The organism is Trujillonella humicola, from assembly GCF_046233715.1.
In the GTDB taxonomy this organism is placed as follows: Bacteria; Actinomycetota; Actinomycetes; order Mycobacteriales; family Geodermatophilaceae; genus Trujillonella; species Trujillonella humicola.
The window spans coordinates 1-14485 of the sequence record NZ_JBJNRJ010000086.1; the positions used below are offsets into that span (position 1 = coordinate 1).

The window sequence follows — 14485 nt, forward strand, 5'->3', positions numbered from 1 at the left end:
CCTCTGGGAGAACACCACCCGGTTCTTCGGCCTCGACCCGTTCCAGCACATCGCCCGGGCCGACGCCACCGTCGGCGCCCTGCGCGCGCTGAGCCCGGACGTCGACACCACCATCCGCAGCAAGCACGAGTGGCGGAAGCTGTACGACCTGCGGCAGAAGGCACGCACCGCCTGAGCGCGGTCGCGGGGCGGTGACGGGGCGGGGGCGGGGCGCCGGCCCCGCTCGGGGATACTGGTCGGGTGCCGAGAGCCCTGCTGCTGGAGAACATCGACCCGGTGGCGGCCGACCTGCTCGGCTCGGCCGGGTACGAGGTCGAGTCGCTGCGCGGGGCACTGGACGAGGCCGACCTGGCCGACGCGCTCGAGGGTGTCGACGTGCTCGGCATCCGCTCCAAGACGCAGGTGACCGCGGAGGTGCTGCGCCGGCGCCCCGACCTGTCGGCGGTGGGCGCCTTCTGCATCGGCACCAACCAGATCGACCTCGCCGCGGCCGCCGCTGGGGGTGTGGCGGTGTTCAACGCGCCGTACTCCAACACCCGCAGCGTCGTCGAGCTGGCGGTCGCCGAGATCATCGCGCTGGCCCGGCGGCTGGTCGACCGGGACCGCTCCCTGCACGAGGGCAGCTGGGACAAGTCGGCCAAGGGCAGCCACGAGGTGCGCGGCCGCACCCTGGGCATCGTCGGCTACGGCAACATCGGCAGCCAGCTGTCGGTGCTCGCCGAGGCCCTGGGCATGCGCGTGCTCTTCTACGACCTCGAGGACAAGCTGGCGCTGGGCAACGCGGAGCGCTGCGACAGCCTCGACGAGCTGCTCGAGCGCGCGGAGGCGGTGACCCTGCACGTCGACGGGCGGGCCGGGAACGCGGGCCTGTTCGGCGCCGAGCAGTTCGCGAAGATGCGCCGGCGCAGCCTGTTCCTCAACCTCTCCCGCGGCTTCGTCGTCGACCACGAGGCGCTGCGCGAGCACATCCTCTCCGGTCACATCGCCGGCGCCGCGGTCGACGTGTTCCCCGACGAGCCGCGCGAGCAGGGCGACGCCTTCGACTCGGTGCTGCGCGGGCTGCCCAACGTGATCCTGACGCCGCACGTCGGCGGCTCGACGCAGGAGGCCCAGCACGACATCGGCCGCTTCGTCGCCGGCAAGCTCGTCGACTACACCGCCACCGGGACGACGACGCTGAGCGTCAACCTGCCGTCGGTGGTCCTGCACGGCTCCTCCGCGGCGCGCTTCTCGCTGCTGCACCGCAACGTGCCCGGGGTGCTCGCGCGCATCGACGCGCTGGTCGGCGAGCACGGTCTCAACGTCGACGGCCAGGTGCTCGGCACCCGGGGCGAGCTCGGTTACGTCGTGACCGACGTCAACGCGCCGCTCCCGCCGCGGCTGGTCGCCGCGCTCCAGGAGTTCCCCGAGACCATCCGGCTGGTGACCCCCGGGCCCACCCCGCGCTGACGGTCAGCGGCGCATCGACAGCGCCGCGAGCTCCCGTGCCGTTGCGGCAGTCGGCGCGGAGGCGACGGCGTGCTGCCGGGCCCGCTCGTCGCGCAGCGACCGCCGCCACTCCCGGTGGCGGGCGAGGCGGGCACGCAGCCGCTGCAGCGGCCCCTCGGTGCTCGCCCGGGCCGGTCGCGTGCCGGCGGGGACGGCGGAGGTCGGACGGCCGGACGCGGCGGGGGCGGGGGCGGGGGCGGGAAGGGTCGAGGCGGTCATCGGTCTCTCCTGACGGGTGTCGCCGGACTCGGAGCGGCCCGCGGTGGGCCTTGCGGGGACACCGTGGCGCCGGCCGCTTGCAGCGCTGTTGCAGGTGGCTGGCAGGGCCACGAGGACCGGGCGAGGACCGGGCGAGGACCGGGCGACGGCCGGGCGACCACCGGATGTCGGTCGCGGAGACGGACGCGGGCGCGTCTTGCCCCCCGGCGGGCGGATCGCTGGGATCGGGGTCGGGACCCGCGACGACCGAGGAGAGCCGATGACCACGACCGAGCAGCCACCGACCACCGCGCGGCCGCTGGACGAGGCGCAGCTGCGGGCCGTCGACGCCTGGTGGCGGGCCGCCAACTACCTGTCGGTCGGGCAGATCTACCTGATGGGCAACCCGCTGCTGCGGGAGCCGCTGCGCCCCGAGCACGTCAAGCCCCGCCTGCTGGGGCACTGGGGCACCACGCCGGGCCTCAACTTCCTGTACGCCCACCTCAACCGGGTCATCAGCGCCCGGGACCTCGACATGATCTACGTGATGGGCCCGGGCCACGGCGGGCCGGGGCCGGTCGCGGCCGCCTGGCTGGAGGGGACCTACAGCGAGGTCTACCCGGAGGTCTCCCGGGACGAGGCCGGGCTGCGGCGGCTGTTCACCCAGTTCTCCTTCCCCGGCGGCATCCCCAGCCACGTCGCCCCGGAGACTCCGGGGTCGATCCACGAGGGCGGCGAGCTGGGCTACGCGCTGTCCCACGCCTACGGCGCCGCCTTCGACAACCCCGACCTCGTCGTGGCCGCGGTCATCGGGGACGGCGAGGCGGAGACCGGGCCGCTGGCCACCAGCTGGCACTCCACCAAGTTCGTCGACCCCGCCCGCGACGGCGCGGTCCTGCCGATCCTGCACCTCAACGGCTACAAGATCGCCAACCCGACCGTCCTCGCCCGGATCGGCCGGGACGAGCTGGCCGACCTCATGCGCGGGTACGGGCACACGCCGTACGTGGTGGAGGGCTCGGACCCCGCGCAGATGCACCAGGCGCTCGCCGCGACCCTCGACCACTGCCTGGACGAGATCGCCGGGATCCAGCGCCGGGCCCGCGAGGAGGGGGTGACCGAGCGGCCCCGCTGGCCGATGATCGTGCTCCGCTCACCCAAGGGCTGGACCGGCCCGGCCGAGGTCGACGGCCTGCGCGTCGAGGGGTCGTGGCGCTCCCACCAGGTGCCGTTCAGCAACGCCCGCGACGACGAGGGACACCGGCGGGTCCTCGAGGAGTGGCTGCGCAGCTACCGGCCCGAGGAGCTCTTCGACGCCGACGGGGCGCCCGTGCCCGCCGTCCGCGACCTGCACCCGGCCGGCAGCCGGCGGATGAGCGCGAACCCGCACGCCAACGGCGGCACGCTGCTGGAGCCGCTGCGCATGCCGGACTTCCGCGACTGCGCGGTCGACGTCCCGGCACCGGGCACCGGCGCGGTGGAGGCCACCCGGGTGCTCGGCGGGTTCCTGCGCGAGGTGATGCGCCGGAACATGACGACGTTCCGCGTCTTCGCCCCGGACGAGAACAACTCCAACCGGCTCGGCGCGGTGCTCGAGGTCACCGACCGCACGTGGATGGCCGAGCGGCTGCCCGACGACGACCACCTCGCACCGGACGGCCGGGTCATGGAGATCCTGTCCGAGCACACCTGCCAGGGCTGGCTGGAGGGGTACCTCCTCACCGGCCGGCACGGCTTCTTCTCCTGCTACGAGGCCTTCGTGCACATCGTCGACTCGATGGTGAACCAGCACGCCAAGTGGCTGAAGACGACGAACGGGATCCCCTGGCGGCAGCCGATCGCCTCGCTGAACTACCTGCTCACGTCGCACGTGTGGCGGCAGGACCACAACGGCTTCTCCCACCAGGACCCCGGCTTCATCGACCACGTGGTGAACAAGAAGGCCGACGTCATCCGCGTCTACCTCCCGCCGGACGCCAACACGCTGCTGTCGGTGGCCGACCACTGCCTGCGCAGCCGGCAGTACGTGAACGTCATCGTCGCGGGCAAGCAGCCGGCCCTGCAGTACCTGGACATGGACGCGGCGGTCGTGCACGCCATCAAGGGCATCGGCATCTGGGACTGGGCGAGCACCGACGCGGGGGAGGAGCCCGACGTCGTGATGGCGTGCGCCGGCGACGTGCCGACGATGGAGACCCTCGCGGCGGTGGAGCTCCTGCGCGGCTGGTTCCCCGACCTGCGGATCCGGGTGGTGAACGTCGTCGACCTGATGCGGCTGCAGGACGGCGGCGAGCACCCGCACGGGCTGTCCGCGGCCGCCTTCGACTCGCTGTTCACCCGGGACAAGCCGGTGGTCTTCGCCTACCACGGCTACCCCTGGCTGATCCACCGGCTGACCTACCGGCGCACCAACCACCACAACGTGCACGTCCGGGGCTACGTGGAGGAGGGGACGACGACCACGCCGTTCGACATCTGCGTGATGAACCGCATCGACCGGTTCAACCTCGCGATCCTCGCCCTCGACCGCGTGCCGCGGCTGCGCGGGCGGGCCGCGCACGCCCGGGAGGCGTTCCTCGGGAAGCTGATCGAGCACCGGCAGTACGTGCGCGTCCACGGCATCGACATGCCGGAGATCCGCGACTGGCAGTGGTCCGGCGCCGCGGGCCCGCGGACGGACCCGCCCGGGCCGCTGGTGGAACCGCAGGCATGAGGCTCCTCGTCGTCAACGCGGGCTCCAGCAGCCTCAAGCTCGCCGTCCTCGACGGCGCCGACGACGGCGCCGCCGCGGCCACCACCGTGGAGCGCTGGGCCGGCGCGGACGACCTGGCTCCGCTGGCCGCCTTCCTGGACCGGTGCGGTCCGGTCGACGCGGTCGGGCACCGGGTGGTGCACGGTGGCCCGCGGCCCTCCGCGCCCGCGCTGGTCGACGACGAGCTGCTGGCCGACCTCGGCTCGGTCACCCACCTCGCGCCGCTGCACCAGCCACGGGCGCTGGCCGGGATCGCCGCCGCGCGCGACCTGCTCGGCGGGGTGCCGGCGGTGGCCTGCTTCGACACCGCCTTCCACGCCACGCTCCCGCCCGCCGCCGGCACCTACGCGGTGCCGGCGGAGTGGAACCGGCGGTGGGGGCTGCGCCGTTACGGCTTCCACGGGCTGTCGCACGCGTACGCGGCCCGGCGCGGGGCCGAGCTGGCCGGCGGGAGGCCGGAGGACCTGCGGATCGTCACCTGCCACCTCGGCGCCGGCGCCTCGCTGGCGGCGGTCCGGAACGGCCGCTCGGTGGACACCACGATGGGGTTCACGCCGCTGGCCGGGCTCGTGATGAACACCCGTCCCGGCACCCTCGACCCGGGCCTGCTGCTGTGGCTGCTCCGGCACGGTGGCGTGCCCCTGGCCGAGCTCGGCGACGTCCTCGAGCACTCCGCCGGGCTCAGAGGGCTGTCGGGTACATCGGGGGACCTGCGGGAGGTGCTGGCCGGCCGGGACCGCGGCGACCCGGACTGCGCCCTGGCCCTCGACGTCTACCTGCACCGCCTCGTCCGGGAGGCGGCGGCGATGACGGCGGCCACCGCCGGGCTGGACCTGCTCGTGCTGACCGGCGGGGTGGGGGAGCACGCGTGGCAGGTGCGGGAGGCGCTCGGGGAGGGCCTGGCCCACCTCGGCGTCGCCGTCGACGCGGCCGCGAACCGGACGGCCACCGGCGACGCGGACATCGGCGCACCGGGGGCGGCCGTGCGGACCGTGGTGGTGACCGCGCGGGAGGACCTGGAGATCCGCCGCCAGGTCCTGGCGGTGCTGGACCCGGCCGGCTGAACGAGGGACGGCGCGGAAGCGGTCAGGCCGCCGACGCGGTGACGAACACGCAGATCCCCTCGCCCGCGTCGGCCCGGTGCCGCAGGCCGACCGCCCGCAGGACGAGGGTCTCGACGCGGTGGAGCAGGCGCCGCGGACCGGAGTAGTCGGTGTCGCCCGCCGTGCTCACCCGGATGTCGTCGAACCCGGCCTGGCGCACGTGCTCGGTGAGCATCCAGTCCGGCAGGATCGTGATGTGCCCCGGCTGGTAGTAGTGCGTGGGTCCGAAGATGTACGGGGCGCCCCTGAGCAGCATCTTCAGCCGTGAGTGCGGATGGGTGATGTTCGGGGTGCTGACCAGGATCCGGTCCCCTCTCCGCAGCAGGGACCGGATCGTGCGGAGGACCTGCCGCGGGTTCTCGACGTGCTCCAGCGTCTCGACGCACAGCACCATGTCGAAGGGCCCGCGCGTCGCGTCGGTCCACTCGGGGCGGTCGAGGTCCAGGCGGGCGATCCAGTCGTGGGGTGGATCGAGGTCGGTCGGCACCACGTCGAAGCCGGCCTGCCGCAGCCGCAGGGTCAGCGCGCCGCACCCGGCGCCGACCTCCAGGACACGACCGCCCTCGGGGAGGGCGGCCTGGACCAGCGCCACGGCGTGCTCGTGCACCCCGGGGGCGGCGTGGATCGAGTGGCCTGCGAAGGACCGGGAGCTCGCAGTCCGCTGGACGGTCTGGCGCTGGGGCAGTGCCACCTGCCGAGCGTAGGCACGGTGCGGTCCGGGCGCACGTCGCGCGGACGGTCAGGCCCGCGCGATGGCGTCCAGGACCTGGAGCCGGGCCGCCCGGCGCGCGGGGCCGACGGCGGCCAGCACCCCGATGACGGCGGCGACGAGGAGGAACACCGCCATCCGCGGCAGCGGCACCGACAGCTCGGTGATGCCCTGGCCGGCCAGCGACCGGCTCAGCGCGACCCCGAAGAGGGTGCCGAGGACCAGCCCCAGCGCGGCGCCGTAGACGGAGATGACCACCGCCTCCAGCCGGATCATCCGGCGCAGCTGGGTGCGGCCGAGGCCGACGGCACGCAGCAGCCCGATCTCGCGGGTCCGCTCGATGACCGACATGGCGAGCGTGTTCACGATGCCCAGGGCCGCGATGACCACCGACAGCACCAGCATGGCGTTGATCAGCAGCAGCAGCTGGTCGATCTGCCCCTTCTGCTCCTCGGAGAACTCCGCCCGGTCCTTGAGGTCGACGACCGGGTACGGCGCCAGCACCTGCTCCAGCGCCGGCCGGACGTCGGCCGCCGCGACGCCGTCGGCGAGGCCGACGTAGAGGAACCGGTCGAGGACCGGCGCGCCGGCGGCCGCCAGGGTGTCCAGGGAGACGACGGTGGACCCGACGACCTGGTTGGACTCGAAGACCCCGCTGACGGCGAGGTCCAGCTGCCGGCCGTCGATGCCCACCCCGGCCACGCGGTCGCCGACGGACCAGCCCCGCGAGGTCGCGGTCGCCTCGTCGACGATCACCCCGCCGTCGGCCAGGCCGTCGGCGGAACCGCTCGCCCAGGTCAGCTCGATGCTCTGGTCGAGCCCGGCGGGGTCGACGGCGCTCACGAAGGTCGCGTCGCCGTCGAGCTGGATCTGGCCCCAGCGCATCGGCATGACCCGGTCGACGCCGTCGACGTCGGCCAGCTGCGCCTGGACGTCGGGGCTGAAGGGGGCCCCGACGGCGCTGGAGACGACGAACTCGGCCCGCACCGAGCCGGCGATCAGCGCGTCGATGCTCCTGTTGGTCGACGCCCCGATCACGCTGAAGGCGCTGACCAGGGCGAGGCCGATCATGAGCGCCGAGGCGGTCGCGGCGGTCCGCCGTGGGTTGCGGACGGCGTTCTCCTGCGCGAGGCGCCCGGTCGTGCCCCAGAGCCGCGGCAGCACCGCGCCGACGCTGCGCAGGAAGGGCCTGGCGAGCACCGGGCTCAGCGCGGTGGCCCCGAGGATCAGCGCGAGGGCGCCGAGGCCGACGAGCGAGGCCCCGGTGCCGCCGTCCTCGGCGAGCGCCCCGGCGACCAGCGCCGCGCCGCCGGCGACGGCCAGCACCGCGCCGACCGCGGTGCGCCGGCGCAGGCCGCGGTGCACGGTGACGACGTCGTCGCGCATCGCCGCGACCGGCGGCGTGCGCGCTGCGCGCCGCGCCGGCACGTAGGCGGCGACCAGGGTCACCAGGACGCCGACGGCGTAGCACCACAGGACCGTCTCCGCGGCGAACACGAGGGCGCCGTCGAGGGTGAGGCCGAACGCGCCGAACAGCGCACGCAGCCCGGCGGCGACGCCGTAGCCGGCCAGCACCCCGATCGTCGAGCCGACGACGCCCACCGCCAGCGCCTCGGCCAGGACCGACCGGGTCACCTGACCCGACGTCGCGCCGAGCGCCCGCAGCAGGGCCAGTTCCTGGGTGCGCTGGGCCACCAGCATGGAGAAGGTGTTGAGGATGATGAAGGTGCCGACGAACAGCGCGACGCCCGCGAAGACCAGCAGGAAGACGTTGATGAACTGCAGCGCCTGGGAGAAGTCCGCGGCGAAGTCGTCGGCCTGCTCGGTCGCCGTCCGCACCTGGTAGTCCGGGCCGACGGCGCCCGCCACCCGGTCGGCGAGCTCGCCGGGCTCGACGCCGTCGGCCGCCGCGACGCCGATGCCGGTGAACTGGCCGGGCGCGGTGAGCAGCTCCTGGGCTGTCCCGGCGTCGAAGGCCGTCAGCGAGGCGCCGGCCAGGCCGCCGGACTCCCCGAACCGGAAGGTGCCGACGAGCTCGGCCTCGATCCGGGGTCCGGGGGTGAGCACGGTAACGGTGTCGCCGACCCGGTAGCCGGTCTTCTCGGCCGAGTTGGTGTCGATCATCACCTCGCCGGGACCGGTGGCCGGCCGCCCGTCGACGAGCGTCGTCGGGGACAGCGACTCCTCGGTGTCCCAGCTGATGCCGATCCCCGGCGCCCCGCCGGTGTCGAGCACCTCCCCGTCCCGGTCGAGGATGTAGACGCCCTCGGCCTGCACGTTGCCCTCCACGGCCGCGACGCCGTCGACGGTGGCGATCTCGTCGACCAGCGAGGCCGGCACGTAGGAGCCGGGCCCGGTGCCGGACCCCTCCAGCCCCTGGTCGAAGGCCGCGGCCCGCGTGACGTTGACGTCGGCGGCGGTGCTGCGGAAGAGGTCGTTGAAGGTCCTGCTCAGGGTGTCGGTGAAGATCAGCGTGCCGGCGACGAAGGCGACACCGAGCACGATGGCCAGCCCCGACATCGCCAGGCGCAGCTTGTGTGCCTGGAGGTTGCGCCAGGTGGTGTGCCACATGTCAGCGCGACCCCGCCGTCGGCTCGCCGGTCGCCGCGGGCGCGGTCTCGAGGTCGAAGGCCTTCATCCGCTCGAGCACCCGGTCGGCGGTCGGCTCGAGCATCTCGTCGACGATCCGGCCGTCGGCGAGGAACAGGACCCGGTCGGCGTAGCCGGCGGCGCGCGGGTCGTGGGTCACCATGACCACGGTCTGGCCCATGTCGCGCACCGAGCGGCGCAGGAAGTCCAGGACGTCGGCGCCGCTGCGCGAGTCCAGGTTCCCGGTCGGCTCGTCGGCGAAGACGATCTCCGGGCGGCCGGCGAGCGCCCGGGCGCACGCGACGCGCTGCTGCTGCCCTCCGGACAGCTCGCTCGGCCGGTGGGCCAGCCGGGGTCGCAGCCCGATGGTGTCGATGACCGTGTCCAGCCACTCGGGGTCGGGGCGGCGGCCGGCGATGTCCATCGGCAGCGTGATGTTCTCCAGCGCGGTGAGCGTCGGCAGCAGGTTGAACGCCTGGAAGACGAAGCCGACCCGGTCCCGGCGCAGGACGGTGAGCCGCTTGTCGTCGAGCGCGGTCAGGTCCACGTCACCGATGAAGGCCCGCCCGCCGGTCACCGAGTCCAGGCCCGCCATGCAGTGCATGAGCGTCGACTTCCCCGACCCGGACGGGCCCATGATCGCGGTGAAGCGGCCGCGCTCGAAGTCCACGTCGATGCCGTCGAGCGCCACCACCCGGGTGTCGCCCTCGCCGTAGACCTTGGTGAGGGAGCGGCCCGAGGCCGCCGCTCCGGCCGGCGGCGGGCTGTCGGTGGGCGCGGCGGTGCTCACGGCATCTCCTCGGGGCGGGGTCCTCGGTCCGGCCGCGAGAGTAGGGACAGCGCGCGGCGAGCCGGTAGGGACTTTCCGCGGGCCGGCGGGGTCGGTGGTCCCGGACCCGGGTCAGCGCCGGGTGGCGAGGGTGGCGATCTCGTGGGCCGACTCGACGGTGGGGGCGCCGGCGAGCGCCTGCTGGAGGGCGCGCTCCTCGCGCAGGTGCCCGCGGCGGTCGCGGGCGCGGACCAGGGCGGAACGGAGGCGGGTCATCGCGGGGTCCTCTCGGGTCGTCCGGCCACCCGGACCGGTGCGGAGAGCCGGCCGGGACGTCGCTCCGGCAGAGGCCCTGAGTTCGCTCTCCGAACTCTGCTCCCCGGGACATGAGTTCGTCAAGTGAACTCAGAGACGTATGCTCGAACCATGAGCGAGTCCCCGCTGGACCGGTCCCGGTGCTCCGTGGCCGGCACGCTCGCCGTCGTGGGGGAGAAGTGGAGCCTGCTGGTGCTCCGGGAGGCATTCCTCGGGGTCCGCCGCTTCGCCGACCTCCAGCGCAACCTGGGCGCTCCCCGCGCGGTGCTCACCGACCGGCTGGCGCGCCTGGTCGACGCGGGGATCCTGCGGCGGGTCCCCTACCGCGCGGAGGGGGAGCGGCAGCGCCACGAGTACCGGCTGACGAGCAAGGGCGTCGACCTCTACCCGGCCCTGGTGGCGCTGATGGAGTGGGGGGACCGCCACCTCGCCGGCGACGCCGGTGGGCCGATGGAGTTGCGCCACCGCGACTGCGGGGCGCCGGTGCGGCTGACCCTCACCTGCGCGGACGGGCACGCGCTCGGGACCGCCCGCGACGTGCACCCGGTGCCGCGCGGCTGACGGCGGTTGACCTCGAGTCCGCTCGAGGCCCCAGGCTGTCGGCAGCACCGCTGCCCCGCCGGAAAGTCGCTCGCGTCCGATGACTTCCCGGCGGACAGTCGGTCGAACCCCGCAGATCAGCTCGCGCAGCACCGCTGCCGCAGCACCGCCGAGGTGAGGAACCCGATGACCGTCCAGACACCCCTCGCGATCGAGGCGAGCGGGCTCGGCAAGTCGTTCGGCGAGAAGCGCGCCGTCGACGGCGTCGACCTCGCCGTCCCGGCCGGATCCATCTACGGGGTGCTCGGCCCCAACGGCGCCGGCAAGACGACGACGATCCGGATGCTCGCCACGCTGATCCGCCCGGACTCCGGCAGCGCCCGGGTCCTCGGGCACGACATCGTCGCCGAGGCCGACGCGGTCCGGGAGCTGGTCAGCCTGACCGGCCAGCTGGCCTCGGTCGACGAGGAGCTGACCGGCCGGGAGAACCTCGTGCTGCTCGGCCGGCTGCTGGGCTGCTCGCGGGCCGAGGCCCGGTCCCGGGCCGACGAGCTGCTCGAGGCCTTCGACATCGCCGAGGCCGCCGGCCGGCTGGTCAAGCACTACTCGGGCGGCATGCGGCGCCGGCTGGACATCGCCGCCAGCATCGTCGTCACCCCGCGGCTGATGTTCCTCGACGAGCCCACCACGGGGCTGGACCCGCGCTCGCGCAACCAGGTCTGGGAGATCGTCCGGGCCCTCGTCGCCGAGGGGACGACGATCCTGCTCTGCACCCAGTACCTGGAGGAGGCCGACCAGCTGGCCGACGGCATCGCGGTCATCGACCGGGGCAGGGTCATCGCCGAGGGCACGCCGGGGCACCTCAAGGCGTCGGTCGGCACCGGGTCGCTGCACGTGCGGCTGCTCGACCCGGCCCGGCGCGCCGCGGCGGCCGAGCTGCTCGAGCGCGCGGTGGGACCGGTCGTGCTGGAGCCCGAGCCGGCCGCGCTGTCGGCGACCGGGGCCGACGCCGGGCGGGCGGCGATCGCGGTCGCCGAGCTGGCCCGGGCCGGCATCCCGCTGGCGCACTTCTCCCTGCAGCAACCCAGCCTCGACGAGGTCTTCCTCGCGCTCACCGGCCACACCGCCGACGACGCCGCTGGGGAGCTCGCCGGGGCCACCGACACCCTCGAGGAGCACCTGTCGTGACCGCCACCACCCGCGCGCCCGGCGCCGCCGACACCGCGGCGGTGCGGCGGGCCATCTCCGCCCGTCCCCGGCCGGCCCGCCCCGGCCGGCTGTCGACGAGCCTGGCCTTCGGCTGGCGCGGCATGCTCAAGGTCAAGCACGTGCCCGAGCAGCTGCTGGACGTGACCGTCACGCCGGTCATGTTCCTGCTGATGTTCACGTACCTGTTCGGCGGTGCCATCGCCGGCTCGACCAGCGCCTACCTGGACTACACGCTGCCCGGCCTGCTGGTCATGTCGGTGCTGTTCACCACCGTCTACTCGGGCGTCTCGCTGAACACCGACCTCACCAAGGGCGTCGTCGACCGCTTCCGCTCGCTGCCCATCTGGCGCCCGGCGCCCCTGCTGGGCTCGCTGCTCGGCGACAGCGTCCGGTACGTCATCGCCGGCACGGTCATCATCGTGGTCGGCGTCGCGCTGGGCTTCCGGCCCGACGGCGGGGTCGCCGGGGCGGTGGCGGCGCTCGCGCTCGTCGTCGTCTTCTCGTTCGGGCTGTCCTGGGTGTTCTCGGTGCTCGGGCTGCTGCTGCGCTCGCCGAACGCGGTGATGAACGCGGGCTTCATGGGGATCTTCCCGCTGACGTTCCTCTCCAACGTCTTCGTCGACCCGGCGACGCTGCCCGGACCGCTGGAGGCGTTCGTCGCCGTCAACCCGATCTCGATCCTGTCGACGGCGTCCCGGTCGCTCATGGCCGGCGAGCCCGACGGCGGGGCGATCCTCGTCTCCCTGCTGGTGGCCGCCGCGCTGGCTGCGGTGTTCCTCCCGATCACCACGCGGCTGTACCGCAGCCGCTGAGCCCCCCCGCGCGGGCCCGGGCCGGCCGTCAGGCCGGTTCGGGCACGCCGCCGGGATCCCCGCCGGGGTCCTCCGGCGTCGCCTCGATGGGCGGCGGCGGGAGCGGCTCGGGCGCATCGGGCAGGAGCTCGCCGGGGTCGTCGGGCACCGGCTCGGTCGGGTCGATCTCCCGGCCGGGCTCGGGGAACGGGGACACCATCGGCCCAGTCAACCAGCGCGGCGCCCTCCCCGCGCCCGGTCGGGCGCGTCAGCGGCGGCGGAGCGTGGCCACCACCGCGATCAGCAGGACCGCGGCCAGGCAGCCCACCTGGAGCACGGGGGCGGCCATCGGGGCCAGCTCGAGCAGGGCGGCACCCGCGGCCGCGCCGGCCACGAGCCCGGCGAGGATCTCCAGGCTGCCCCGCACCTCGCGCAGGCCCCGGCCCGACGCCAGCTTCATGACGACGGTGGTGAGGGTGCCGGTGAGGTAGGTGGTCGACAGCCCGTTGACGCCGAAGCGCTGCACCGTGCTGCTCTGGATGCCCATGGCGCAGGACAGCGTGAACAGCAGCACCTGGGTGAGCACCGGTCCGGGCTCACCGCCGGTGACCCACCACCCGACGCCGTAACCGATCAGCAGGACCAGCTCGACCGCCAGCCCCAGCGTCACCGGGCGCGGCCAGAGGGAGTCGCCCGGCCGCGCCGACCCGGCGAGCCGGGCCCCGGCCCACGCCCCGATGCAGAAGGCCACGATGGCGCCGCCGGAGGCGATCGCCAGCGCGCCCTCGGCCGTGCTCGCCGACACGCCGAGGATGACCAGGTTCCCCGTCATCACGCTGGTGAAGGCGCCGCCCAGGGCGAGCAGGCCGATCGCGTCGGTGGCTCCGCTGACGACGGCGAGGACGACGACCAGCCCCTGCCGCAGCCCGGTCGTCATGCGCCCGGAGGATTCCGGAGCCGGGGCCGCAGCGGTCGCGGAGGTGGCCGCGGGAGTGGTGGCGGTCGAGCGGGACACGGCAGCAGTCTCCCGGGCGGCCGATCGGGTGTCTTGGTCGAAGTGCCCATGGACGGGCGCCATCCCTGTGCAGCTTGTCCGTGAGCGGCGGCACGGCGAACAGGTCACACTGGTCACGCAAGCCACCGACCGGAGCCGTTCGAGAAGAGGATCCCATGACCCAGACGCTCGCTCCCACCACCGAGCTGCTCGGCCCCGAGGAGTTCCGCGCCGCGATGCTGGACGCGATCAAGGGCCGCGAGGCCAAGAACGCGTCGTTCAGCAAGGCGTGGGCCGAGGGCAAGCTGGAGCGCCACCACTTCGCCCGCTGGGCGGAGAACCACTACCAGTACGTCGGCCCGTTCGCCGACTACCTGGGCATCGTCTACGCCAACACCCCGGACCACATCACCGAGGCGAAGGACTTCCTCCTCCAGAACATGTACGAGGAGGAGCTGGCCGACATCCGCCACACCGACCTGCTCATCCGGTTCGGCGAGGCGTGCGGCACCACCCGCGAGCGGATCGAGGACCCGAACAACGCCAACGCGGTGACCCGCGGCCTGCAGGCCTGGTGCTACGCCACCGCCCTGCGCGAGCACTTCGTGGTCGCCACCGCGGCGCTGGTCGTCGGTCTCGAGTCGCAGGTCCCGGACATCTACAAGAAGCAGATCGTCCCGCTGCGCGAGACCTACGGCTTCACCGAGGACGAGATCGAGTTCTTCGACCTGCACATCACCTCGGACGTCGTGCACGGCGAGCGCGGGTTCCAGATCGTGCTCGAGAACGCCAACACCGTCGAGCTGCAGCAGCGCTGCCTGCAGTTCATCCGCTGGGGCGCCGAGATGCGCTTCAGCTACACGAAGTCGCTGTACGACTCCTACGTCGCGCCCGACCTCGAGGCCGCGCAGGCCTGACCTCACCGATCGGCCACGAGCGGGGGGGGGGGGGGCGGGGGGGCCCCCCCCCCCCCCCCCCCCCCGCGCCCCCCCCCCGCCCCCCCCACAAACCCCCCCCCCCCCCCCCCC

The 14485-nt window shown here is 74.1% G+C and carries 14 protein-coding genes; 7 read left to right on the forward strand and 7 right to left on the reverse strand.

Features of this window, described 5'->3' with window-relative positions; translation table 11 throughout:
* The first annotated feature begins 240 nt into the window (after positions 1-240).
* Positions 241-1449, forward strand: coding sequence for a phosphoglycerate dehydrogenase (serA, locus tag ACK586_RS24365; protein WP_409333115.1), 1209 nt, complete (start codon positions 241-243; stop codon positions 1447-1449).
* A gap of 3 nt (positions 1450-1452) precedes the next feature.
* Here the strand turns inward: serA and ACK586_RS24370 are convergent, their stop codons facing one another.
* Positions 1453-1707, reverse strand: coding sequence for a hypothetical protein (locus tag ACK586_RS24370; protein ID WP_409333116.1), 255 nt, complete (start codon positions 1705-1707; stop codon positions 1453-1455).
* 259 nt (positions 1708-1966) lie between these two features.
* Between ACK586_RS24370 and ACK586_RS24375 the strand changes: the two genes are divergently transcribed.
* Complete coding sequence (locus ACK586_RS24375) at positions 1967-4399, forward strand: phosphoketolase family protein (RefSeq protein WP_409333117.1); 2433 nt, start codon at positions 1967-1969, stop codon at positions 4397-4399.
* The gene (locus ACK586_RS24380; protein ID WP_409333118.1) at positions 4396-5502 is read left to right on the forward strand and encodes an acetate/propionate family kinase; all 1107 of its coding nucleotides are present in this window, start codon (positions 4396-4398) and stop codon (positions 5500-5502) included. Before ACK586_RS24375 ends, ACK586_RS24380 begins: the two co-directional genes overlap by 4 nt.
* Positions 5503-5524: 22 nt before the next feature.
* On the opposite strand, the gene ACK586_RS24385 is transcribed toward ACK586_RS24380, so the two are convergent.
* The 4 genes from ACK586_RS24385 to ACK586_RS24400 all read right to left on the reverse strand — a co-directional run bounded on the left by ACK586_RS24385 (position 5525) and on the right by ACK586_RS24400 (position 9884).
* Entirely contained in the window at positions 5525-6232 is a 708-nt protein-coding gene (locus ACK586_RS24385) for a class I SAM-dependent methyltransferase (protein ID WP_409333119.1), read from the reverse strand.
* 48 nt (positions 6233-6280) lie between these two features.
* Positions 6281-8821: an ABC transporter permease gene (locus tag ACK586_RS24390; RefSeq protein WP_409333120.1), complete on the reverse strand. Its 2541-nt coding sequence runs from the start codon at positions 8819-8821 to the stop codon at positions 6281-6283.
* Between the two features lies 1 nt (position 8822).
* Positions 8823-9629, reverse strand: a complete 807-nt coding sequence (locus ACK586_RS24395; protein ID WP_409333121.1) for an ABC transporter ATP-binding protein — start codon at positions 9627-9629, stop codon at positions 8823-8825.
* Positions 9630-9740: 111 nt separating this feature from the next.
* Positions 9741-9884, reverse strand: a complete 144-nt coding sequence (locus ACK586_RS24400) for a hypothetical protein (RefSeq protein WP_409333122.1) — start codon at positions 9882-9884, stop codon at positions 9741-9743.
* 150 nt (positions 9885-10034) lie between these two features.
* Here ACK586_RS24400 and ACK586_RS24405 point away from each other — a divergent pair, with 150 nt between their 5' ends.
* The 3 genes from ACK586_RS24405 (at position 10035) to ACK586_RS24415 (ending at position 12484) form a co-directional block, all read left to right on the forward strand.
* The gene (locus ACK586_RS24405; protein ID WP_409333123.1) at positions 10035-10484 is read left to right on the forward strand and encodes a winged helix-turn-helix transcriptional regulator; all 450 of its coding nucleotides are present in this window, start codon (positions 10035-10037) and stop codon (positions 10482-10484) included.
* Positions 10485-10649: 165 nt separating this feature from the next.
* Positions 10650-11651 (forward strand): ATP-binding cassette domain-containing protein, encoded by a 1002-nt coding sequence (locus ACK586_RS24410; protein WP_409333124.1) that lies wholly within the window; start codon positions 10650-10652, stop codon positions 11649-11651.
* Complete coding sequence (locus ACK586_RS24415) at positions 11648-12484, forward strand: ABC transporter permease (protein WP_409333125.1); 837 nt, start codon at positions 11648-11650, stop codon at positions 12482-12484. Before ACK586_RS24410 ends, ACK586_RS24415 begins: the two co-directional genes overlap by 4 nt.
* Positions 12485-12512: 28 nt before the next feature.
* Here ACK586_RS24415 and ACK586_RS24420 read toward each other — a convergent pair whose 3' ends face one another.
* Positions 12513-12683, reverse strand: a complete 171-nt coding sequence (locus ACK586_RS24420) for a hypothetical protein (protein WP_409333126.1) — start codon at positions 12681-12683, stop codon at positions 12513-12515.
* Positions 12684-12731: 48 nt separating this feature from the next.
* Entirely contained in the window at positions 12732-13400 is a 669-nt protein-coding gene (locus ACK586_RS24425; RefSeq protein WP_409333127.1) for a YoaK family protein, read from the reverse strand.
* 233 nt (positions 13401-13633) lie between these two features.
* On the opposite strand from ACK586_RS24425, the gene ACK586_RS24430 reads away from it, so the two are divergent.
* Positions 13634-14374, forward strand: coding sequence for an iron-containing redox enzyme family protein (locus ACK586_RS24430; RefSeq protein WP_409333128.1), 741 nt, complete (start codon positions 13634-13636; stop codon positions 14372-14374).
* The last annotated feature ends 111 nt before the right edge of the window (positions 14375-14485 follow it).